Annotated in this window: 21 protein-coding genes and 1 pseudogene; 13 read left to right on the top strand and 9 right to left on the bottom strand. The window is 67.1% G+C overall.

Features of this window, described 5'->3' with window-relative positions:
- Positions 1-134 precede the first annotated feature (134 nt).
- Both ABE522_RS11050 and ABE522_RS17510 read right to left on the bottom strand, forming a co-directional pair.
- Positions 135-1,094: a lytic transglycosylase domain-containing protein gene (locus ABE522_RS11050; protein WP_346591768.1), complete on the bottom strand. Its 960-nt coding sequence runs from the start codon at positions 1,092-1,094 to the stop codon at positions 135-137.
- 47 nt (positions 1,095-1,141) lie between these two features.
- A pseudogene (locus tag ABE522_RS17510) lies at positions 1,142-2,114 on the bottom strand (helix-turn-helix transcriptional regulator).
- A 78-nt stretch (positions 2,115-2,192) separates the two neighbouring features.
- Between ABE522_RS17510 and ABE522_RS11040 the strand changes: the two are divergent.
- From ABE522_RS11040 to ABE522_RS11000, 9 genes are all read left to right on the top strand, one after another.
- Complete coding sequence (locus ABE522_RS11040; protein WP_346591740.1) at positions 2,193-2,813, top strand: glutathione S-transferase family protein; 621 nt, start codon at positions 2,193-2,195, stop codon at positions 2,811-2,813.
- A gap of 194 nt (positions 2,814-3,007) precedes the next feature.
- Positions 3,008-4,429 carry a tRNA (N6-isopentenyl adenosine(37)-C2)-methylthiotransferase MiaB gene (gene miaB, locus ABE522_RS11035; protein WP_346591739.1) on the top strand — a complete coding sequence of 474 codons (1,422 nt, stop codon included), beginning with the start codon at positions 3,008-3,010 and terminating at the stop codon, positions 4,427-4,429.
- A gap of 225 nt (positions 4,430-4,654) precedes the next feature.
- Positions 4,655-5,641 (top strand): PhoH family protein, encoded by a 987-nt coding sequence (locus tag ABE522_RS11030; RefSeq protein WP_346591738.1) that lies wholly within the window; start codon positions 4,655-4,657, stop codon positions 5,639-5,641.
- Entirely contained in the window at positions 5,638-6,123 is a 486-nt protein-coding gene (gene ybeY / locus ABE522_RS11025; protein WP_346591737.1) for an rRNA maturation RNase YbeY, read from the top strand. The genes ABE522_RS11030 and ybeY overlap by 4 nt, the downstream gene beginning before the upstream one ends.
- Positions 6,124-6,202: 79 nt before the next feature.
- On the top strand, positions 6,203-6,397 hold the full coding sequence (locus ABE522_RS11020) for a hypothetical protein (protein WP_346591736.1): 195 nt from the start codon (positions 6,203-6,205) through the stop codon (positions 6,395-6,397).
- A gap of 95 nt (positions 6,398-6,492) precedes the next feature.
- On the top strand, positions 6,493-7,062 hold the full coding sequence (locus tag ABE522_RS11015) for a hypothetical protein (RefSeq protein WP_346591735.1): 570 nt from the start codon (positions 6,493-6,495) through the stop codon (positions 7,060-7,062).
- Between the two features lie 110 nt (positions 7,063-7,172).
- Positions 7,173-8,054, top strand: coding sequence for an HlyC/CorC family transporter (locus tag ABE522_RS11010; protein WP_346591734.1), 882 nt, complete (start codon positions 7,173-7,175; stop codon positions 8,052-8,054).
- Positions 8,055-8,074: 20 nt separating this feature from the next.
- Positions 8,075-9,310 carry a lipoprotein N-acyltransferase Lnb domain-containing protein gene (locus ABE522_RS11005; protein ID WP_346591767.1) on the top strand — a complete coding sequence of 412 codons (1,236 nt, stop codon included), beginning with the start codon at positions 8,075-8,077 and terminating at the stop codon, positions 9,308-9,310.
- A 15-nt stretch (positions 9,311-9,325) separates the two neighbouring features.
- Positions 9,326-10,342: a magnesium and cobalt transport protein CorA gene (locus ABE522_RS11000; protein WP_346591733.1), complete on the top strand. Its 1,017-nt coding sequence runs from the start codon at positions 9,326-9,328 to the stop codon at positions 10,340-10,342.
- A 69-nt stretch (positions 10,343-10,411) separates the two neighbouring features.
- Here the strand turns inward: ABE522_RS11000 and ABE522_RS10995 are convergent, their stop codons facing one another.
- Positions 10,412-11,776, bottom strand: coding sequence for an NAD-dependent succinate-semialdehyde dehydrogenase (locus ABE522_RS10995; protein ID WP_346591732.1), 1,365 nt, complete (start codon positions 11,774-11,776; stop codon positions 10,412-10,414).
- Positions 11,777-12,040: 264 nt separating this feature from the next.
- Here ABE522_RS10995 and ABE522_RS10990 point away from each other — a divergent pair, with 264 nt between their 5' ends.
- Positions 12,041-12,448, top strand: coding sequence for a MoaF-related domain-containing protein (locus ABE522_RS10990; RefSeq protein WP_346591731.1), 408 nt, complete (start codon positions 12,041-12,043; stop codon positions 12,446-12,448).
- Between the two features lie 48 nt (positions 12,449-12,496).
- On the opposite strand, the gene ABE522_RS10985 is transcribed toward ABE522_RS10990, so the two are convergent.
- The 3 genes from ABE522_RS10985 to ABE522_RS10975 are packed head-to-tail and all read right to left on the bottom strand — an operon-like array spanning position 12,497 to position 15,383.
- Entirely contained in the window at positions 12,497-13,342 is an 846-nt protein-coding gene (locus ABE522_RS10985) for an ABC transporter permease subunit (protein WP_346591730.1), read from the bottom strand.
- Complete coding sequence (locus ABE522_RS10980) at positions 13,339-14,250, bottom strand: ABC transporter permease subunit (protein ID WP_346591729.1); 912 nt, start codon at positions 14,248-14,250, stop codon at positions 13,339-13,341. The genes ABE522_RS10985 and ABE522_RS10980 overlap by 4 nt, the downstream gene beginning before the upstream one ends.
- The gene (locus tag ABE522_RS10975) at positions 14,247-15,383 is read right to left on the bottom strand and encodes an ABC transporter ATP-binding protein (protein ID WP_346591728.1); all 1,137 of its coding nucleotides are present in this window, start codon (positions 15,381-15,383) and stop codon (positions 14,247-14,249) included. Before ABE522_RS10975 ends, ABE522_RS10980 begins: the two co-directional genes overlap by 4 nt.
- Before the next feature lie 192 nt (positions 15,384-15,575).
- On the opposite strand from ABE522_RS10975, the gene ABE522_RS10970 reads away from it, so the two are divergent.
- Complete coding sequence (locus tag ABE522_RS10970) at positions 15,576-16,046, top strand: MoaF-related domain-containing protein (protein WP_346591727.1); 471 nt, start codon at positions 15,576-15,578, stop codon at positions 16,044-16,046.
- Positions 16,047-16,055: 9 nt separating this feature from the next.
- Here ABE522_RS10970 and ABE522_RS10965 read toward each other — a convergent pair whose 3' ends face one another.
- The 3 genes from ABE522_RS10965 to ABE522_RS10955 all read right to left on the bottom strand — a co-directional run bounded on the left by ABE522_RS10965 (position 16,056) and on the right by ABE522_RS10955 (position 19,446).
- Complete coding sequence (locus tag ABE522_RS10965) at positions 16,056-17,171, bottom strand: polyamine ABC transporter substrate-binding protein (RefSeq protein WP_346591726.1); 1,116 nt, start codon at positions 17,169-17,171, stop codon at positions 16,056-16,058.
- Between the two features lie 119 nt (positions 17,172-17,290).
- The gene (locus tag ABE522_RS10960) at positions 17,291-18,688 is read right to left on the bottom strand and encodes a glutamine synthetase family protein (RefSeq protein ID WP_346591725.1); all 1,398 of its coding nucleotides are present in this window, start codon (positions 18,686-18,688) and stop codon (positions 17,291-17,293) included.
- Positions 18,685-19,446 carry a gamma-glutamyl-gamma-aminobutyrate hydrolase family protein gene (locus tag ABE522_RS10955; protein WP_346591724.1) on the bottom strand — a complete coding sequence of 254 codons (762 nt, stop codon included), beginning with the start codon at positions 19,444-19,446 and terminating at the stop codon, positions 18,685-18,687. Before ABE522_RS10955 ends, ABE522_RS10960 begins: the two co-directional genes overlap by 4 nt.
- 97 nt (positions 19,447-19,543) lie before the next feature.
- On the opposite strand from ABE522_RS10955, the gene ABE522_RS10950 reads away from it, so the two are divergent.
- Positions 19,544-20,851 (top strand): NAD(P)/FAD-dependent oxidoreductase, encoded by a 1,308-nt coding sequence (locus ABE522_RS10950; protein ID WP_406846341.1) that lies wholly within the window; start codon positions 19,544-19,546, stop codon positions 20,849-20,851.
- Between the two features lie 68 nt (positions 20,852-20,919).
- Positions 20,920-22,245, top strand: coding sequence for a GGDEF domain-containing response regulator (locus tag ABE522_RS10945; protein ID WP_346591722.1), 1,326 nt, complete (start codon positions 20,920-20,922; stop codon positions 22,243-22,245).
- Positions 22,246-22,348: the final 103 nt, after the last annotated feature.

The following is a 22,348-nucleotide window of genomic DNA, read 5'->3' as shown; positions in this document are numbered from 1 at the left end:
GATTAGGTAGCTTTAAGGCTGCCGGCAACCTGGTGGGGGCCAGGCCGCTTTGAATCTGAAACGAGTGTAGCGAAACGTTCGTCGCGGTCAATGTGCCAGTGCAGCAGCGCGACGCTGCCGGACCGGCAGTGCGGCTATTGGTTGCTGGCCAGCGCTCCGCGGTAGCGTTCGGCCAGCTGCCCGACCCGCTGCACGTAGTAGCGCGTTTCACTGTACGGCGGGACGCCGCCGTGGCGGTCCACCGCGCCTTCGCCGGCGTTGTAGCCGGCGGCGGCAAGCGTCAGGTCGCCATTGAAGCGCTTCAACAGCCACGACAGGTACTGCACCCCGCCGCGGATGTTCTGCGCCGCATCGTAGGAATCGGTGACGCCGAAACGTGCTGCGGTCGGCGGCATCAACTGCATCAGTCCCTGTGCCCCGGCGCGGCTGAGCGCGGTCGGGTTGTAGGCCGATTCGGCATGGATGATCGCGCGCACCACGGCTTCTTCCACGCCGTACTGGCGCGCTGCGGCGGCGATCTCGGCCTGGAAGGCGGTGGTGTTCAAGCGCACCGAGCCGAAGTTGACACCCGGTCGGGTGCCGCAGGCGAAGCAGCGCTCGATGAAGCTGTATCGGATGGTGCGCACCTGCTCCAGGCTGGCGACCTGCCGCGACGGACGGGCGCTGGTGTAGTGGCGCACCCCATCCTGCATGTAGGAATAGACCTGGCCGCTGACCACCCGGCCCGCCTTGTTCTGCGGCCTGGGCGCGGCGGTCGGGCTCGAGGCGGGGGCGACGGCGGGCGAAGCGATCACCGCGGCGGTGGTACTGGCGACGGCGGTGGCCGCGCCCATCATTCCCATCGGGACCGCACCGGCGGCCGGTGCTTCACGCGGCGCGGCCACCGCAACCGGTGCCGCAGGGGCCACGGCCGGTCGTGGCGCACGGCTGTCGCGGGTGTAGCTGATGACGCTGCACTGCGCCCCGGCCACCCGCTTGCTGTCATAGCTCGGCACGCCGTCGGCGCCAACGCACTTGTACAGGTTGCCGGCACTGGCCGGCACGGCAACCAGTGCAGCAACGATGAGTGCCGCGATCCCCAAGATCCCCTTCATGGGCGCGAGTGTCCCAGCTTGTGCGGCCCTTGCCAAGCACGTCACGCTCAAACCGCGCGTGAAGATCCCGCATCGGTCATCGCCGCTGCCAACCCGGCCAGGCAGGCGGCCATCTCGGCACGCAGCGCGGGCGGCGTGGTAACGACGTGCAGCGGACGGATCCCGAGGCTCAGGATCTGGCTGGCCAGCATCGCCGGCGTATCCGCGCCCACGTGCAGGATGCAGTGCGCCGGCCCGCCCGCCTGCAGCACCCCGCACCACGGCGGCACCTGCGGGGCCAGCTGTTCGAGCGTTCCAGCGAGGTGCACCTCGGCTTTCATCACGAAGGGCGCCTGGCTCACTGCCTGATGCACCGCCACTTCCGGCGGCACCGACAGTACCCGGCGCACCCTGCCCCGGCAACGGCTGCAGGGCGCTGATGCGGTCCACGCGCAGGGTGCGCCAGTCGGCCCGGCCGTGGTCCCAGGCCAGCAGGTACCAGCAGCGGCCGTAGTTCACCAGATGCTGGGCATCGACCCGGCGATGCGTGGCTGCGCCGGCATGGCTCAGGTAATCGAACGCCAGCGGCGCGGCCTGCCGGCAGGCCACGGCCAGCTTGCCCAGCAGCAGGCCGTCGACGCTGGGTTTCTGCGACAGGGTGGCGGTGGCGGCGTGGATTTCTCCGGCCTGCTGGCGCCGTCGACGGGGGACCAGCGGGTCCAGCTTGGTCAGCACCGCACGGGTGGTGTCCTCCATGCCGGACATGCTCGACGCCGCTGCACGCAGCGCGAGTGCGACGGCGGTGGCCTCTTCTTCTTCCAGCAGCAACGGCAGCAGCGGCCCGCCGGCACCCATCTGGTAACCGCCGCCGATCCCGGACGACGCATGCACCGGATAGCCCAGCTCCCGCAACCGCTGGATGTCGCGGCGGATGCTGCGTCTGTCCACGTCCATGCGTTCGGCCAACTCACCCCCCGACCAGCGCTGCCGGGCCTGCAGCAGGGCGATCAGGCGCAACAGGCGGATGGCGGTGTGCGACATGGCGGCAGGTGATCGAGGTCAGAAGTTGTCCGCGATACTGCGCCACCATGGCCGTACATTCCACTGGAGCACATGCCCATGACCACGCGCCACGTCACCCTGTACCACGCCTCCCCGTCACGTTCGAGCGGCGTGCTGGTGCTGCTTGAAGCCCTCGGCGCGGACTACGCGCTGGAGCTGCTCAGCCTGAAGGACGGCGACAACCTGGCGCCGGCCTACCTTGCCCTCAACCCGATGGGCAAGGTGCCCGCCATCCTGCACGACGGGGCACTGGTGACCGAACAGGTCGCGGTGTACCAGTACCTGGCCGAGCTGTACCCGGAGGCCGGGCTGGCCCCACTGGCAGGTGATCGACTACGCGGCCCGTTCCTGCGCTGGCTGGCGTTTTACGGTTCCTGCTTCGAGCCGGCGATGGTGGACACGGCGATGAAGCGCGCGCCGGCCCCGCGTGGCATGTCGCCCTACGTGGACGCGGAGACCGTGCTGCGGGTGGTGGAAGATCAGCTGCAGCAGGGGGATTACCTGCTGGGCGAGCGGCTGTCGGCGGCGGATTTCCTGTGGGGCAGCGCGCTGGGCTGGATGAGCGGGTTTGGCCTCCTGCAGCCCGGCCCGGCCACGGCGGCGTATATCGCGCGGATGGGGGCACATCCGGCCGTGCTGCGCGGGAAGGCGCTTGATGCGGGGTTGGCGGCGGGTTGAGGCCCACGCTACCGGCCCGCTGCGCTCGCCGACCATGGGTCGGCGCTACCTTCGCCGACCGGTAGCGCCGAGCCGTGCTCGGCGGGACCCCTCCGGCCACGGCCCGCTGCGCTCGCCGACCATGGGTCGGCGCTACGGGGCCGTGGCTCCGGTAAACTACGGGGCCATCCCGCCACCCGCCTGGATTGATCGCCATGACCGGGACGCCAGACGTCTTCCTGCCCGCCGCTGCGGGCGATACCCCGCTTATTGCCCTGCCCACCGGGCCGCGCAGGCCCGACACGGTGCGCGGCAAGCTGTACATCAAGACCCACGGGTGCCAGATGAACGAGTACGACTCGGCCAAGATGGCCGACGTGCTTGCGGCCAGCGACGGGCTGGAACTGACCGACCGGCCTGAAGAGGCCGACGTGATCCTGGTCAACACCTGCTCCATCCGCGAGAAGGCGCAGGAAAAAGTGTTCAGCCAGCTCGGAAACTGGAAGGCGTTCAAGAACAATGGCCGCGACGTCATCATCGGCGTCGGCGGCTGCGTGGCATCACAGGAAGGCGAAGCGATCATCAAGCGCGCGCCCTACGTGGACCTGGTGTTCGGGCCGCAGACCCTGCACCGCCTGCCGGAGCTGATCCGCGCACGGCGCGAACAGAACCGGCCGCAGGTCGACATCAGCTTCCCGGAGATCGAGAAGTTCGACAACCTGCCCGCCCCGCGCGCCGAAGGCGCCTCGGCGTTCGTCTCGATCATGGAAGGCTGTTCGAAGTACTGTTCGTTCTGCGTGGTGCCCTATACGCGTGGGACCGAAGTCAGCCGGCCGTTCGAGGACGTGGTGGTGGAAGTGGCCGAGCTCGCCGCGCAGGGGGTGCGCGAGATCAACCTGCTCGGGCAGAACGTCAATGCCTATCGCGGTCCGTACGGCGAAGGCGAATTCGCCGACCTGGGGCTGCTCATCCGCACCATCGCCGAGATCGACGGCGTGGGACGCATACGCTTCACCACCTCGCATCCGCTGGAGTTCAGCGACTCGCTGGTGGACGCCTTCCGCGACGTGCCGCAGCTGGCCAACTTCCTGCACCTGCCGGTGCAGGCGGGTAGCGACCGCGTACTGTCGGCGATGAAGCGCGGTTACACCGCGCTGGAATTCAAATCAAAGATCCGCAAGCTGCGCGCGGTGCGGCCGGATATCTCGATCAGCTCGGATTTCATCGTCGGCTTCCCCGGCGAAACCGACGCGGATTTCGAGAAGACCATGAAACTGATCGAAGACATCGGCTTCGACCAGAGCTTCTCCTTCATCTATTCGCGTCGTCCCGGCACGCCGGCGGCGGACCTGGAAGACACGATCAGCGACGCGGAAAAGCACGCCCGGCTGTCACGCCTGCAGGCCCGCATCAACCAGCATGCAGCCGGCATTTCGAGCGCCATGGTCGGCACGGTGCAGTCGGTACTGGTGGAAGGCCCCTCGCGCAAGGATCCGAACGAGCTGAGCGGCAAGACCGAGAACATGCGCACGGTCAATTTTGCCGCCCCCGCTCGCCTGGTCGGGCAGTTCGTCGATGTCCTGATCACCGAGGCGTACGCCAACTCGCTGCGCGGACGCGTGGTCGAGCGGGGCTGAGCGGTCCGGCAGGCGGTGCTGGCGAGGAAATGACCAGCCCGGCGGCAACGTTGCCCTCACTGGCTTTGCGCGGCTTATCCACACCTTCTTCGCCTGCCCGCCCACAGTGCCTGTGGAAAGCGGGCCGGAGCCGCGATGCGGTGGCGGTCCGTGCATGACAGCGCTACTCTGTTGTCCCATTCCAAGCCCTGCGGCACGGTCGTCCCGGCGGTGCCTCCTGATGCAATGACCGCACTTGCCCATCGCGATTTCACCCTGTCCCCGGAAGACACCGAACGGCTTGCCAACCTGAGCGGCCCCTTCAATGGCCACCTCCGCCAGATCGAGCTGAAGCTGGGCGTGGAGATCGCCAACCGTGCCCACGTGTTCCGCATCACCGGCCCGGCCGAAGCCGCCGCCGAAGCGCAGAAGCTGGTCGAGGCCCTGTACGAAGAGGCCGCCGAAGTCACCTTCGACAGCCAGGCCATCCACCTGCGGCTGAACCAGGCCAACGTGGAACAGATCGCCGAACGCGCCTACGAGGCGCAGGAAGTGGCGATCAAGGTCAAGCGCGGCACGGTGCGCGGACGCGGAGCCAACCAGGCCCGCTACCTGCACCAGATCGCCAGCCACGACATCAACTTCGGCATCGGCCCGGCCGGTACCGGCAAGACGTTCCTGGCGGTGGCCAGCGCGGTCGAGGCGCTGAACGAATCGCGCGTGCAGCGCGTCATCCTGGTACGTCCGGCGGTGGAAGCCGGCGAAAAGCTGGGCTTCCTGCCCGGCGACCTGAGCCAGAAAGTCGACCCTTACCTGCGCCCGCTGTACGACGCACTGTATGAAATGCTGGGCGTGGAAAAGGTCGTCAAGCTGCTGGAAAAGAACGTGATCGAGATCGCGCCGCTGGCCTATATGCGCGGCCGCACGCTCAACGACGCATTCGTGATCCTGGACGAGGCGCAGAACACCACCATCGAACAGATGAAGATGTTCCTGACCCGGCTGGGCTACGGTTCCACCGCCGTGGTCACCGGCGACCTGACCCAGACCGACCTGCCCAAGCACGTCAAGTCCGGCCTGCGTGATGCCATCGACGTGCTGCGTGACGTGGAAGGGGTGAGCTTCACTTTCCTGGAGGCGCGCGACGTGGTGCGCCATCCGTTGGTGGCCCGGATCGTCACCGCCTACGACCGTCGCGACCTGCACGAAATCCAGCCGGGAGCCACGCCATGACCCAGGGTCCCATCCGCCTTGATGTCGCCGTCAACTACGCCCTGCCCCGCGCCGGCCTGCCCTCGGCAGTGAGTTTCCGCAAGTGGGTGGCGGCCGCGCTGAAGGGTCGCATCCGCGAGGCGGATCTTGCCATCCGCCTGGTAGATGCCAAGGAAGGTCAATCGCTCAACCGCCACTACCGCGGCAAGGACTACGCCACCAATGTGCTCAGCTTCCCGGCCGAACTGCCCGAGGGCCTGCCGAAGGGAGTGAAGTTCCCGCTGCTGGGCGACCTGGTGATCTGCGCGCCGGTGGTGGCACGCGAGGCCGATGAACAGGCCAAGCCGCTCAACGCGCACTATGCGCACCTCACCGTGCACGGGGTGTTGCACCTGCTCGGCTGGGACCACGAGGACGACAAGGAAGCCGACGCGATGGAACAGCTGGAGCGCGAGATCCTCGCCGAGCTCGGCATCTCCGATCCCTACGCCGGCGAGCGCTGAACCTGTCGCTGACGGCTCTTCCGCACGCCATGGCGTTCGTGCTTCAATCCCGCGTCGACTTCATGCCAGGAAGGCTGTGATGCTGGAACAACGTCCCACCGCCGTCGCTCCCCTGCTGCTCGTTCTCGGCGCGGCCTGCGCGCTGGGTGCAGGCTGGTTGCCGCTCTCGCCGAACAGCGGCATGGCGGTGACCGCACTGGGTATCGTCGGCGCGGTGCTGGCAGCGGGCCCGGCCTGGCGCTGGTGGACCCGCACCGAGCAGCGCCTGCGCTGACCCGTACGGCACGTTTGGCAGGGCACCGTTGGTCGGCACCGGCGTGGTGCCGCTATCATCGGGCATCCTGCCCAGCGCACGCCCGTTGATTTCCGATGACACTGCCCGCCCGCATCGCCCTGCTGATCCTGTTGCCTGCACTGCCGGCGGCCGCCGACGCCGGCGCCGACGCCGGCGTGGACATTCCGGCGCTGGTCGAGTGCCGCCAGGGAATCGCCGAGCACGCCGCGCTGGGCGCTGCCACCGCCGATCCCTTGAAGGCGATCGCACTCGGCCTGCAGCCGATGCCACAGCAGAACCCGTTCATGACCGAATTCCGCCTGGCCAACCCCACTACGGTGTTCGGCCGGCAGACCGACCACATCGCGGTGGCCGGCGCCAGCGTCATGGCCGTGCTCGATCTGGACGATCCGCGGCCGTTGGCCGGCGAATTGAAGCTGGAAACCGCCTACGACGCCGACGGCAAGTTCATGGCCGGGCGTGAAGTGGTCAGCCGCGACACAACCGACCCGAAGACCGGGGATCCGATGATCGAGTCGATCATCCTCAGCGTGTCCACCGTCCGCAGCCATCCCGGCCAGACCCTGGCGGGCTGCACTTACAGTCTGGACCTGCCGGCGGAAGAAGCGACCGCCCCGGACGCGACGGCCTCCGCCGAGGGCTGAACACGGCCTTCGGGACCGGCCCCGGACGTCGGCGGCAGACGCGTTGCACGTCCCGCCATCCTGCTAGACTGCGTTCATCGCCCGGCCTGCCGGGTGCCTTTTTTCCCGAGATGTCTGAAGACGACAGTACAAGCTCCGCACAGGAGCACAGTGAGAAGAAACGCAGCTGGCTTGAACGCCTGGGTGCTGCGTTTTCCGGTGAACCGCATACGCGCGACCAGCTGGTTGCGGTGCTGCACACAGCACACGAAGACGGCCTGATCGCGGCCGACACCCTGCGCATGATGGAAGGTGCCATTTCGGTCGCCGACCTGACCGTGGGTGACGTCATGATCTCGCGTTCGCAGATGGTGTCGCTGCCGGTGGAGGCCCCGTTCCTGGAGCTGATGCAGCAGGTGGTCGAATCCGGCCATTCGCGCTTCCCGGTGCACGGTGACAACAAGGACGACATCCTGGGCGTGCTGCTGGCCAAGGACCTGCTGCGCGGCGTGGTCGCCGACCATGGTCCGGGCAACATCCGCGAGCTGCTGCGGCCGGCGGTGCTGATCCCCGAAGCCAAGCGCCTGAACGTGCTGCTGAAAGAGTTCCGCCTGTCGCGCAACCACATGGCGATCGTGGTCGACGAGTACGGCGGTGTGGCCGGCCTGGTCACCATCGAAGACGTGCTGGAACAGATCGTTGGCGAGATCGACGACGAGCACGACGAAGCCGAAGATCCTGCCGCCGGCATCGCCATCCAGGCCGACGGCCAGTACGTGGTGGATGCGCTGACCGCCATCGGTGACTTCAACGAACGCTTCGGCGCCAGCTTCCCCGATGATGACTACGACACCATCGGTGGACTGGTCACCGAAGCCATCGGCCACCTGCCGGAAATCGGCGACGAGCTGGCCCTGGACCGCTTCATGTTCCGCGTTGCCCGCGCCGACGCCCGTCGCGTGCAGGCCTTCCACGTGACCGTGTTGCCGGCGGACGAGCAGGAAAACGCTTGAACCTGCGCATTGCAACGCTGATGAGCGGCTGGCTGGCGATAGTGCTGCTGGCCGGCCTGCTGGGCCTGCCCCTGCAGGCGCTGGCGCAGCAGCCGGCTGCCGACCCGGTCGCCACTGCAGCAGCCGCCTCCGCGGTGCCGCGCATCGGCGTGGTCACCATGCAGCCGGGCACCATCTTCTTCGAGCGCTTCGGACACGACGCGATCGTGGTGGTCGATCCGGTCACCGGCGCCGCCACCTCCTACAACTTCGGTTACTTCGACCCGGGCGAGCCTGATTTCGTCAGCCGGTTCGTGCGCGGCGAGATGATGTATTACCTGGTCGCACTGCCGTTGGAGCAGGACCTGGGCTACTACGACGAAGCCGGACGCGGTGCCAGCGTGCAGTGGCTCGACCTGGCCCCGGCGCAGGCGCGCGCACTGGCGACCGACCTGGCCGAGCGTGCCAAGCCGGAGAACGCGCGCTACCGCTACGACTACTACACCGCCAACTGCGCCACGATGGTGCGCGACACGCTCGACAAGGCACTGGACGGCGGCCTGCACGCGCAGCTGTCCGGCCGTTCGCGCGGCAACACCTACCGCAGCGAATCGGTGCGGCTGGCATCGCCCGCCCCGTGGATGTGGCTCGGCTTCGACCTGGGCCTGGGCCCGTTCGCCGACCAGCCGTTGTCACGCTGGCAGGAGGCCTTCGTGCCGATGCGGCTGGCCGACGCGCTGCGCCACGCACGCAACAGCGAAGGGCGTCCGCTGGTGCAGTCCGAACAACAGTTGCTGGCCCACCGCATCGATGCCGAACCGGCAGAGCGCGCGCGCGCCTGGTGGCCCTGGCTGGTGCTCGGACTCGGCCTGGGCACCGGCGTGATCGCGCTGCGGCGCCGGCCGCGTCTGCTGGCCGCGCTGGCGCTGCCGTTCTGGGTCTTCAGCACGATCGCCGGCGGCCTGCTGGTGTTCCTGTGGGGCTTCAGCGACCACCACGCCGCCTGGGCCAACCGCAACCTGCTGCAGCTCTCGCCGCTGTGCCTGCTGCTGCTGCCGGGCGCGATCAGCCTGCTGCGCCGCCGTGCCCCCGGCCGTCTGTTCCGGGTGAGCCTGTGGTGCGTGGCGATGCTGTCGTTGGCCGGCCTGGTGCTGCATTGGCTGAGCCTGCAGGCGCAATACAACATCCAATGGATCGTGCTGTTGCTGCCCGTGCACGCCGCGCTGGCCTGGGTCCTCGGCCGGCGCCTGCCACGATCGTCGATTCACGCGCACTGACGCAGGATAGGTGGCATGACCCTGCCTGATACGACCGCCCCCGCCCCGCACAACCCCGCGTGCGTCATCAACTGCGTCCATTACGATGATGACGGCAAACGCCATGACATCAGCCTGGATGCGATCAGCGACGTGATCGCCAGCGGCAACGGCTTCGTATGGGTCGGCCTGTACGATCCGGCCGACCCGGTCCTGTTGAAACTGCAGGAGGAATTCGGCCTGCACGACCTGGCCATCGAAGATGCGCGCAATGCGCACCAGCGGCCGAAGGTGGAAACCTACGGCAATTCGATGTTCGTGGTGGTCACCACCGCGCAGATGGTCGACGAGCGCATCCAGTACGGTGAAACGCATGCCTTCGTCGGGCCGCGCTTCCTGGTCACCGTGCGGCATGGCGCGTCGCTGTCCTATGCGCCGGTGCGCGCACGCGTGGAGCGCGAGCCGCACCTGCTGAAGATGGGCCCCTCCTACTGCCTGTACGCGGTGCTGGACTTCGTGGTCGACAACTACCTGCCGATCACCAACCGCTTCCGCGACACGCTGGAGCTTCTGGAAAAAGACATCTTCGCCGAGAACTACAAGCGCAGCACCGTGGTGCGCCTGTACGAACTCAAGCGCGAGCTCAACAAGATGCGCATGGCAGTGGCTCCGCTGCAGGACGTACTGTCCGCGCTGAGGCGCTATCCCGCTGAAACCGGCCTGGTGCCTGACGAGGTCAAGCTGTATATCCGCGACGTGCACGACCACGCCGTGCGGATCAGCGATGTCATCGATACGCTGCGCGAGATGCTGGGCACCGCGCTCAGCGTCAACCTGTCGCTGGTCACCCTGGCACAGGGCGAAACGGTCAAGCGACTCGGCGCCTGGGCCGCGCTGCTGGCGGCGCCGACGCTGATCACCAGCTGGTACGGCATGAACTTCACCCACATGCCGGAGTTGGACAAACCGTGGGCCTATCCGGCGATGATCATCGGCGTCGGCGCGGTCTGCGTGGGCCTGTACCGGTTGTTCAAGCGGGTGCGCTGGCTGTAGACCGTTAGCGCCGGGCCATGCCCGGCGGATCCCGCGACGCCGAGCATGGCTCGGCGCCGCCAGTGCAGCTCAGGCGACGTAGATCGTCTTGATGTTCATGAACTCATGGATGCCGTGTTCGGCCAGTTCACGGCCGAAACCAGACTCCTTGCTGCCGCCGAACGGCAGCCGCACGTCGCTCTTGACGACGGAATTGACGAACGCCGCGCCGCATTCCATCTGCTGCGCGAATGCTTCACCGCGCGCGGCATCGCGGGTCCATACGCTGCCGCCCAGCCCGAAGCGGGTATCGTTGGCCACCTTCAAGGCTTCTGCTTCGTCCTTGACGCGGATCACCGCGGCGACCGGGCCGAACAGCTCTTCGTCGTAGGCCGGCATGCCCGGCCCGACCTGGTCCAGCACGGTTGCCGGATACCCTGCGTGGCTGCCGGCGACCGGCTGGCCACCGGCCAGCACCCGCGCTCCCTTGACCACACTGGCCTGGACCTGCTTGTGCAGTTCGTCGCGCAGGTCGGCGCGGGCCATCGGCGCCAGCGTGGTCCGCGCGTCGGCGGGATCGCCGTAACGACGCGTACTGGCCGCGGCGACGAAGCGTTCGACGAACGCATCGGCCACCGCCTCCACCACGATGAAACGCTTGGCCGCGATGCAGGTCTGCCCACTGTTGTCGAAGCGCGACTTCACCGCCGCCTCGACCGTGTTGTCCAGATCCGCGTCATCCAGCACCACGAAGGCGTCGCTGCCACCCAGTTCCATCACGCACTTCTTCAGCACGTCACCGGCGGTGGCGGCGATGGACCGCCCTGCCCGCTCGCTCCCGGTCAAGGTCACCGCTTTCACCCGACGGTCGCGCAGCACCTCAGCGGCCTGGTCGTTGTCGATGTGCAGCACATCGAACACGCCGTCGGGCAGGCCACCGGCGCGTACCACCGCATTGATCAGGTCGGCGCACTGCGGCACGTTGCTGGCGTGCTTGAGCAGGGCCACGTTGCCGGCCATGAAGGCCGGCGCAAGGAAGCGGAACACCTGCCAGACCGGGAAATTCCACGGCATCACCGCGAACACGCAGCCGATCGGCTCATAGCGCACGTAGCTGCGCTGCGCCTCGGTGTCGATCAACTGCGGCTTCAGGTAGTCCGCGGCATGGTCGGCGTAGTACTCGCAGGCCGCCGCGCACTTTTCCACTTCCGCCAGCGCCTCGGCCTTCAGTTTTCCCATCTCGCGGGTCATCGCGTCCTGGATGTCGTCCTTGCGGGCGCGCAGCTGGGCACCGATGCCGCGCAGCACCGTCGCGCGTTCCTGCAGGGATGTGGCGGACCAGGCCGGAAACGCGGCGGCGGCAGCCTGCAGGCGCTGTTCGATCCCGGCCTTGTCCAGCAGCTCATGGCGATAGTCCACGCGGCCGGTGGCGGGGTTGACGATCTCGACGGTCATGGAGGGCTCCTGTAAGTCAGGCATCCATTCTGCGCCGCCCAACGTGAGCCGGATGTTGCCGGATCGGCTGCCTCGGCACCCGAGGGTACGACCGGATGTCGCTCTCATCCATCGGCTTAGGGCAACACGGACGCATCGCAGCAGCCGTCAATCCCCGACCGGCTTCCCTCTTACGGCGCCGGGGGCTGGCGATGAGACTTCATCTGCGCGAGGCCTCGCGCGTGCGCCATCCACGGCCTGCAACCAGGCCCACAAGGAGACGTCGTGTACAAGAAGATCATCATGAGCACATTGCTGGGATTGGCCACCGCCGCCGCCCTGGCCAGCCCCCCGCCGCAGAGACATCCGGACCATCCGTACCCCGGCATCGGCAGGGTCGTGGAGCTGGATTTCGGTGAGAACGTCTACGAACTGCGGTTCGAAGAAGATGGCAGCACCATGACCTATGTCGGCATACGCGGGCCGGAGGAGGGCGAAAGCGAGACCGTGGAGTACACCGCCATCGCCACGGCGCCCAGCCAGTACCTGCTTTACTGGATCGAGCCGGTCCACCAGGCGACCGTGGTCCAGGTCCAGGACTGGTTCGAAGACCGCGTCTACACCAACATCACCAGCGAAGGACTGGAGTTCACCAACCTGAGCGGAACGCTGCGCGACAAAGGACCGCTGTGATCGAGCGACCCGCAGCAGCAACGGCTGGCAGCACGCCGTGGCGTGCCGTCAGCCGTTGTCCTGGCGGGCCAGCAGCAGGTCGCGCTGGCGCCGTTTTTCACCACGCGCGGTCACATACCAGCCGATCACCGCGGCCACCGCCACCGCCGATACCATCAGCGTGGCCAGCGCGTTGATCTTCGGGCTGATGCCCATGCGGACCGAGGCGAACACCTTCATCGGCAACGTCGTCGAACTGGGGCCGGCCACGAAACTGGCGATCACCACGTCGTCAAGCGACAGGGTGAAGGCCAGCAGCCAGCCGGCCAACAGCGCGGGGGCGATGATCGGCAGGGTGATCTTCAGGAACACGGTCAGCCGGCTGGCGCCGAGGTCCATCGCCGCCTCTTCCAGGGATATGTCCAGCTCCTGCAGCCGCGATGACAGCACCACCGTCACGAAGGACAGGGTGAAGGTCACATGGGCGATCCAGATCGTGGCCGCACCCCGTGCCGGGAAGCCGGGAAGCCCACCCATCGACACCAGCAGGGTCATCAGCGAGAAGCCCAGGATCACGTCAGGCATCACCAGCGGCGCGGTGATCAACGCGCTGAAGGCGGACTTGCCGCGGAAATTCCGGAAGCGGGTCATCACCATGGCCGCCATCGTGCCCAGCACGGTGGCCGCACAGGCGGTCCAGAACGCCACTTTCAGGCTCATCCACAGCGCATCCATCAGCGCGCGGTCGTTGAACAGTTCGCCATACCAGCGGGTGGAAAAACCGGCCCATACCGTGGCCAGCCGCGAACTGTTGAAGGAGAACACCATCAGCAGCAGGATCGGCAGGTACAGGAAGGCAAAGCCCAGCGCCAACGCGCCCCAGCCCATCCAGCGGTAACCGCGCATCGTGCTCATGCCTGCCTTCCTTCCAGCACGCGCTGCTGGGACCGGTTGAACAGGAAGATCGGCACCAGCAGCAGCAACAGCATCACCACCGCCACCGCCGATGCCACCGGCCAGTTGCGGTTGTTGAAGAACTCGCCCCACAGCACGCGCCCGATCATCAACGTGTCCGGCCCGCCCAGCATTTCGGGAATCACGAATTCGCCCACCGCCGGGATCATCACCAGCATGCAGCCGGCGATGATGCCGGCCCTGGACAGCGGCAGGGTGATGCGCAGGAAGGCCTGCCACGGCTTGGCGCCCAGGTCGTAGGCGGCTTCCAGCAGGCGCTGGTCATGCTTGACCAGGTTGGCATACAGCGGCAGCACCATGAACGGCAGGTAGCAGTACACGATGCCGATGTAGGCCGCGGTCGGGGTGTACAGGATCTGCAGCGGCTGGTCGATCAGGCCGATCTTCAGCAGCAGCTGGTTGAGCAGGCCGTTGCGGTCCAGGATGCCGATCCAGGCGTAGACGCGGATCAGGAACGAGGTCCACGACGGCAGCACCACCAGCATCATCATGACGTTGCGCGTGGACGGCTTCATCCGCGCGATGGCATACGCCATCGGGTAGCCGATCAGCAGGGTCAGCACGGTGGAAACGGCGGCGATCCTGAACGAGCTGACATAGGCCAGCACGTACTGCTGGTCGCGTACCAGCTGCAGGTAGTTTTCCAGGTTCAACTTCAGCGCCAGCGCGCCATCCACGTACTGCAGCAGCCACGTGTAGGGCGGCGAACCGACCCGGGTATGCGCGAAGGAGATCATCAGGATGATCACGAACGGCACCGCGAAGAACAGCAGCAGCCACAGGTACGGCACGCCCACCACCGCATCGCGCAGTCCCGGCATCCAGCGCTTGCGCACGGCCGCGCTCATGAGGTCAGCACCACGCCGTCGTTGTCGCGCCAGTGCACCCACACCTCATCGCCCCAGGTCAGGCCATCGCTGGCCCAGCGTTGCGAATTGGCGAAGTTGGCCATCACCCTGGCCCCGCTGGGCAGGCGCACGTGGTACACCGAATGGCTGCCGAAATAGGCGATGTCCTCGATCACGCCCTGGGCCTTGTTGGTGTGTCCTTCCGGCTCGTCCTTGCCGATGATGATCTTTTCCGGACGCACCGCGAAGGCGACCGGCTGGCCTTCGTAGCAGGTGATGCCGTGGCCGATGTAGATCGGCGCGGGGAACGCCGGCGAGCGCACGGTGACGTACTCCGGCAGGTCCTCGTCGATCACCCCTTCAAACGAATTCACCGAGCCGATGAAGCCGGCGACGAAGCGGTTCGCCGGCTGCTCGTACACCTCATCCGGCTTGCCCACCTGCTGGATCCAGCCCGCGTCCATCACCGCGATGCGGGTGGCCATGGTCATCGCCTCTTCCTGGTCATGGGTGACCATCACGCAGGTCACCCCGGAGGTTTCGATGATGTTGACCAGCTCCAGCTGCATCTGCGAGCGCAGCTTCTTGTCCAGCGCGCCCATCGGTTCGTCCAGCAGCAGCAGCTTGGGCCCCTTGGCCAGCGAACGCGCCAGCGCCACGCGCTGCTGCTGGCCACCGGACAGCTGGTGCGGCCGGCGCTTGGCCAGCTGGGTCATGTGTACCAGCTCGAGCATTTCACCCACCCGGCGGCGTATTGCGTCACTGGCCAGCCCATCCTGCTTCAGTCCGAAGGCGATGTTCTGCTCCACGCTCATGTGCGGGAACAGCGCGTAGGACTGGAACATCATGTTGACCGGACGCTTGTACGGCGGCAGCGCCACCAGCGGCTGGCCATCGAGCACGATGCTGCCTTTGGTGGGCGTTTCGAACCCGCCCAGGCAACGCAGCAGCGTGGATTTGCCACTGCCCGAGCCACCCAGCAGGGCGAAGATCTCGCCCTTGCGCACGTCCAGGTTGACGTCGTCGACCGCGACGAAACCGTCGAATTCCTTGCGCAGGTCACGGATGGACAGGTAGCCGGGCTCGCCGTGGGTATCGGCGACGACGGCTTCCGGCAGGGCTTCAGCGGGCATGGGGGGCTCCGGGAGCGGATGGTGGACAGCGGCGCCATTCTAGCCATGCCCGTGCCGAAGCGACATGACGGCAGTTGGCGGCCGGCGACGCGTCCACTGCGGCGCGTCGCGGTCCGCTCTTACCCTGCGCGCGGTGGACGGGCACGCTCATCCCAGCACCTGCACCGCAGTCCCCGAAACCGGAACCCTTCCATGCGCACCCTCCGCCCCCTCGCCGCCCTGATCCTCGCCTGCGCACCGCTGGGTGCCTGGGCCTGCAGCCCCACCGGCTACCCCGGAACCGGCCAGACCATGCTGTCGGACTTCGACACCGGCGCCTTCCTCATCCATTTCCATGACGACGGCTGTACGGCCAGCTTCTGGGGAGTCAGCGGTGATGCCATCGGCAACAACAACACCGTGGAGTACGCGTACACGCCCATGGGTGCCGGCCTCCACAAGATCACCTGGGTGGCATACAACCCGGAGAAAGTGCCGCTCGCCAACGTGGTGCACATACAGAACTGGAACACCTGCATGGTCTATAGCAGCTTGAGTAAGCCGGATATGACGTTCGTGCACTGGCAGGGTCCGCAGATCCGCAACTGGGACAGCACGTCCGACTCCGCCACCTGCCCCGGCCCTGCCACCTCCCCGCCCGAAGGCGGGGGCGTGGCTGGCTGACCGCTGTGATCAACGGCCGGTTTTGATTTCCGTCCACAAGCGGGTGTACAGCTTGTCGGTTTCCGGAGTGTTGATCGAATAAGTGAACATCTTCTCCGCGACGTCCGCCGGCGGGTAGATGGTCGGGTCGGTCCGGATCGCCTCGTCCACCAGCGGCGTCGCCTCGCTTACCGGGTTGGCGTAGTGGATGAAGTTGGTGTTGGCCGCGGCAACCTTCGGTTCCAGCAGGTAATTGATGAACTCGTAGGCGGCTTCCGGGTTCCTGGCATCCTTCGGGATGGCCAGCATGTCGAACCACTGCGGCGCGCCTTCGCGCGGGATCGAATAGGCCACGTGCACGCCGTTGGCCGCCTCTTCGGCGCGGTCACGCGCCTGGATGATGTCACCCGACCAGCCCACTACCAGGCAGGTGCCGCCGTTGGCCAGCGAGCCCACGTACTGCGAGGAGTGGAAGTTCTGCACGTACGGGCGGATCGATTTCAGCAGCTCGCCGGCCTTCTGGATGTCGGCCGGATTGTTGCTGTGCGGGTCCAGGCCCAGGTAATGCATGGCCACGGGAATCATGTCGGCCGGGGTGTCCAGCAGGGTCACCCCGCAGTCCTTCATCCTGGCGATGTTTTCCGGCTTGAACACCAGGTCCCAGCTGTTGGCGATGTCGGCGCTGCCGCCGAAGCGTTCCTTCAGCATGTCCACGTTGTAGCCGATGCCGGTGGTGCCGATCATGTACGGCACGCCGTACTTGTTGCCCGGGTCCTGGGTGGCGATGCGTTCCATCACCTTCGGGTCCAGCTTGGCCAGGTTCGGTATCTTCGCCTTGTCCAGCGGCAGGAACACGCCGGCCTGGATCTGGCGGCCGAAGAAGTTCAGCGTCGGCACCACCACGTCGTAGCCGCTGTTGCCGGCCAGCAGCTTGGTTTCCACCATCTCGTCACTGTCGAACACATCGTAGGTGACCTTGATCCCGCTCTGCTTTTCGAACGCCGGGATGGTGTCTTCGGCGATGTAATCGCTGTAGTTGTAGACGTTCAGGACCTTGCCGTCCTGCGCGGCGCCGTTGCCGCCTCCGCCACCGCAGGCGGAAAGCAGGGCGGCGGAAAGGCCGAGGGTCAGGGTGCGCAGCTTCATGGGAGGGGGGCTCCATAGCGGGGTGGGGGCCGATGCCGGCCTGCAGACGGCTGCCAGCCTAACGCCGCAGCGCCGGAACTGGTAGCGCCGAGCCATGCTCGGCGGGATGTGCCCAATGTCTAGACATTCAGCAGCAGGAACTCGCGCTCCCATGAACTGATGACCCGGAAGAAGGTCTCGTATTCCTTGCGTTTCACCGAAATATAGGCCTTGCAGAAGCGCTCGCCGAGCAGCGCCTGCAGTTCGGCGCACTGCTCCAGGCCGTCCAGCGCCTCGCCCAGTGATCGCGGCAGGTCGTAGCCCAGTTCCTTGGCGCTGCCGCTGATCGGCGCATCCGGTGCCAGCTGTCCGCGCAGGCCCAGCAGCCCACAGGCCAGGGTGGCCGCCATCGCCAGGTACGGGTTGGCATCTGAACCGGCAAAGCGGCTTTCCACCCGCATGTTGTCCGGCGTATCCATCGGCACGCGCAGGCCGCAGGTGCGGTTGTCGAAGCCCCAGTGCACGTTGCTCGGCGAGACCTCGCCGAATACCAGCCGGCGGTAGGAGTTCACGTTGGGCGCGAAGAACGCCATCGCCTGCGGCGCGAACTTCTGCAGCCCGCCCAGGTAATGCCCGAACACCGGACTGAACTCCCCTTCCCCGTCGCCATCGCCGGCGAACACGTTGGCCCCATCGCTGATCCGCAGCAGGCTCTGGTGGATGTGCATGGCACTGCCCGGCTCGTTTTCCATCGGCTTGGCCAGGAACGTGGCATACACCCCGTGGCGCATCGCCGCCTCGCGCATGGTGCGCTTGAACAGGAATACCTGGTCGGCCAGGTTCATCGCATCGGCATGGGTGAAATTGACTTCCAGCTGCGCCGCGCCGGATTCGTGGATCAGCGTGTCCACGTCCAGCTTCATCGCATCGGCGTAGTCGTACATCAAATCCAGGATCGGATCGAACTCGTTCACCGCGTCGATGGAATAGGACTGCCGCGCGGTCTCCGGACGGCCCGAGCGACCGGCCGGCGGCAGCAGCGGGAAGTCCGGATCGGTGTTCTTCTGCACCAGGAAGAACTCCAGTTCCGGTGCCACCACCGGGCGCAGGCCCAGTTCGGTATACGCATCCAGCACGCGGCGCAGCACGTTGCGTGGCGCCAGTTCGTGCGGCTGGCCGTTCTTGGTATAGCAGTCGTGGATGATCTGCGCGGTGGGATCGGTGGCCCACGGCACCATGCGCACCGTTTCCGGATCCGGGCGCAGCACCATGTCCGAATCCGAGGGCGAGGTCAGTTCGTAGTAATCATCCGGGTAGTCACCGGTGACGGTGGTGGCGAAGATGCCCTCCGGCAGCCGCGTGCCGTAATCATGGGAGAACTTGTCGGCCGGGATGATCTTGCCGCGCGCGATGCCGGTGATGTCCGGCACAAGGCACTCCACTTCGGTGATGCGGCGGTCCTTCAACCAGCGCAGCAGGCTGCTTTCCTGCGCATCTTCCTCGGTGGGCGTCCTGCGCGTGCGGCTGTCGGTACTCATGCGGAATCCTGTTGAAGTCGTTGTCGCTGGCGGCAAGCTTGGCCGAATGCGTGGAACACAGCGTGATAGAAGGGATTGTGGTTGACGCGCCACTCCGGATGCCACTGCACGCCGATCACGAAGGAATGCCCGCTGCTGCGCGCAGCCTCCACCAGCCCATCATCGGCGTGTGCTTCAGCCGCCAGGCCGTCGGCCAGCCTGTCCATGCCCTGGCCGTGTACCGAATTGACCACCGCCGAACGCCCGCCTTGCCACTGCGCCAGCCAGCCGCCAGCCACCAGCGCGACGCTGTGCGCCGGACCGTACTGCACCTCCACCGAAGCCGCCGGGTCTTCGCGGTGGTCATGCCGGCCCTCCACCCGGTGCACCTGTGGATGCAGCGTGCCGCCCAGCAACACGTTGAGTTCCTGGAAACCACGGCAGATCGCCAGCACCGGCAGATCGGCCGCCAGGGCGTGCTGCAGCAGGGAAAACGCAGCCCCGTCGCGCGCGGGATCATGCAGGTTGCCCGGCCAGGTGCGGCCCCCGGCGTAATGCTGCGGTTCGATATTGCTCACTGCGCCGGTCAGCAGCAGCCCGTGCAGCCTCGACAACCAGTCGCCCGCAGGCAGCGGCGGCTGCAGCGAGGGCAGCAGCACCGGGGTGACGGCGGCCGCATCGACCAGCGCACGCACATACTTCTCCCCGGCCATCGCGAAGCGATGATGGCCCTGCTGTGTACTGTCGGTCGGCAATCCCACAAGGGGCGGAAGGCGCATGCGAAGGTCCTCGGCGCTGGCTACACGGTAACCCCGGCAGATGACCACAGCAACCGCACCGCCAGTCACACCATCACCGTGTCAACTGCGCCAGACTATGCCGATGGACCCCACGCATTCCCTGCGCGAAGACCCCGCCCTGCCGCCCAGCTGGTACGCCGCCAGCGTCGAGCCGCGCGCCCCGCTGCCGGCGCTGGACGGCGACGTCCACGTTGACGTGGCGATCCTCGGCGCCGGCTACACCGGGCTTTCGGCGGCCCTGGAACTGGCGCGCCGTGGCCTGCGCGTGGTGGTGCTGGAAGCCTGCCGGATCGGCTGGGGGGCCTCCGGCCGCAACGGTGGCCAGGCGCTGGTCGGCTATGGCTGCGAAGTGGACGTGCTGGAAAAGCAGGTCGGCGCGGAAGACGCACGCACGCTGTTCGACTACTCCCGCCAGGGCGTGCAGTTGCTGCGCGATCGCATCGACCAGCACCGGATCGACTGCCACTGGGTATCCGGCCATGCCAACGTACCGATCACCGCGCGCCAGTCGCAGGCGCTGCAGCGCGACGTGGAGCGGCTGACCGCCCAGTACGACTACCCCATGCAGTGGTGGGACCGCGCTACCCTGCGCGCGCAGCTGGACAGCCCGCGCTACCAGGGCGCGATGTTCGATCCGCTGAGCGGCCACCTGCATCCGCTGGCCTACGCGCAGGGCCTGGCCGATGCCGCGATCGCCGCCGGCGCGGTGATCCACGAACACAGCCCCGTGCGGGAACTGCAGCGCACGCCGCGCCCTGCCCTGCGTACCGCCACCGGCACCGTCCACGCCGCCCACGTACTGCTGGCCGGCAATGCCTGGCTGGAAGGCATCGCCCCGGAACTGGAGCGCCATGTGATGCCGGTCGGCACCTATGTCGGTGCCACCCCGGTGCTGGGCGAAGCGCGCGCGCGGGCGCTGATCCGCAACGACATGGCCGTGTCCGATACCGGGCTGGTGCTGGACTATTTCCGGCTCAGCCACGACCACCGCGTGCTGTTCGGCGGCGGCGCCAGTTATTCCTCGCGCCCGCCCGCCGGCCTGGACAGCGTGATGCAGCGGCGCCTGTGGCAGGTGTTCCCGCAGCTGCACGGCGTGCCGCTGGACTACCTGTGGGGCGGCTACGTCGACATCACCCCCAGCCGCGCCCCGCACTGGGGCCGGCTGACCCCGGACATCTATTTCGCGCAGGGCTTTTCCGGGCATGGGGTGGCCTCGGCCAACCTGGCCGGGCAGGTCATCGCCGAGGCCATAGCCGGCCAGGCGGGGCGGCTGGAGGTATTCGAACGGCTGCCGCACCGGCCGTTCCCCGGCGGGCGCCTGCTGCGCACGCCGCTGCTGGTTGCCACGATGGCATTTGTAAAGCTGCGCAATCTGATTTGGTGACGCAGTTCAAGTTTTCAGAGCAGCGGCCGATAGCCTTGAAGACCCAGCCCGTTCCGAGCGCACGCCTCATGCCCGCCTTGCTGCAGGGCGCTTTCGTAAGCGACCCCGGTGTTGATCCCCTGCCCCAGCGCATCCTGCTGGTGGAAAACTCGCGCACCTTCACCACCCTGGTGCGTGAAGCCATCGAGCAGCGCCTGGAACTGAAGGTGACAGTGGCTTCGAGCCTGGCCGAAGCCGGCCGCCTGCTGGAACAGGAGCAGGGCTGGTTCCTGGTGATGACCGGCCTGGTGCTGGCCGACGGGGATCGCGAAGCGGTGGTGGATTACTTCGTCTCCCGCGGCCTGCCGACGGTAGTGGTCAGCGGGGTGTATGACGAAGACGTGCGCCGGCGCGTGCTGGAACAGAAAGTCATCGATTACGTGCTGAAGAACACCCCCGGCAGCGTGGATTACCTGGTGTGGCTGGTGCAGCGGCTGGACCGCAACCGCCGTATCGCCGCGCTGGTGGTGGATGACTCGCCGTCCGCGCGTGCCTATGCTGCCGCGCTGCTGCGCATGTACGGCCACCCGGTATACGAAGCGGCAGATGGCGAAAAGGGGCTGGCGGCGATCGATGCGCATCCGTCCATCCGGCTGGCCGTGGTGGACCAGGAAATGCCCGGCATGCAGGGCGTGGAGTTCACCCGTCGATTGCGCATGCAGCGTTCGCGCGACAAGGTGGCGGTGATCGGACTGTCCGGCAACACCGATGCCTCGCTGATTCCCCGCTTCCTGAAGAACGGCGCCAACGACTTCCTGCGCAAGCCGTTTTCGCGCGAAGAGTTCTTCTGCCGCGTCTCCCAGAACGTGGACCAGCTGGAGCTGATCGGCACCCTGCAGGACCTGGCCACCCGCGATTTCCTGACCGGCCTGCCCAATCGCCGCTGCTTCCTGGAACACAGCCAGCGCCAGTTGCAGGGCGTACAGCAGCAGGACGACTGGATCGCGGTGGCGATGGTGGACATCGACCACTTCAAGCACATCAACGATACCTTCGGCCACGACGGCGGCGACGACGCGCTGCGTGCCTGCGCCGATACCGTGGCCGAACACGCGCGCAGCGGCGACCTGGTCGCCCGTTTCGGGGGCGAAGAGTTCTGCCTGATGGTGCCCGGGCTGGCGCCGGACGAAGCGGTGGACTACTTCGAAACCCTGCGCCAGAGCATCGCCGCGCTGCAGGTTCCCATCGGCGGCACCGTGCTGCGCATGACCGTCAGCATCGGCCTGTGCTGCATCCGCCCCCAGCGTGACAGCCTGCACGAACTGATCACCGAAGCCGACCGCCAGCTGTATCTGGCCAAGGCCGGCGGCCGCAACCGCGTGTGCAGCGCCGCACTGGGCGCCACCCCCGCCTGAGACAGGCTTTCGGTAGCGCCGCGCCCCCCGCGGGGGGGGGGCGGCGCGGGCGGCGGACCCCAGACAAAAACGCCCCGCCACGCGGGGCGCCGCCCGGCCCGCG

The organism is Stenotrophomonas lacuserhaii, from assembly GCF_039674585.1.
Classification (GTDB): Bacteria; Pseudomonadota; Gammaproteobacteria; order Xanthomonadales; family Xanthomonadaceae; genus Stenotrophomonas; species Stenotrophomonas pennii_A.
Note: the sequence above shows the minus strand (reverse complement) of the source record. Positions and strands in the feature narration are given on the sequence as shown.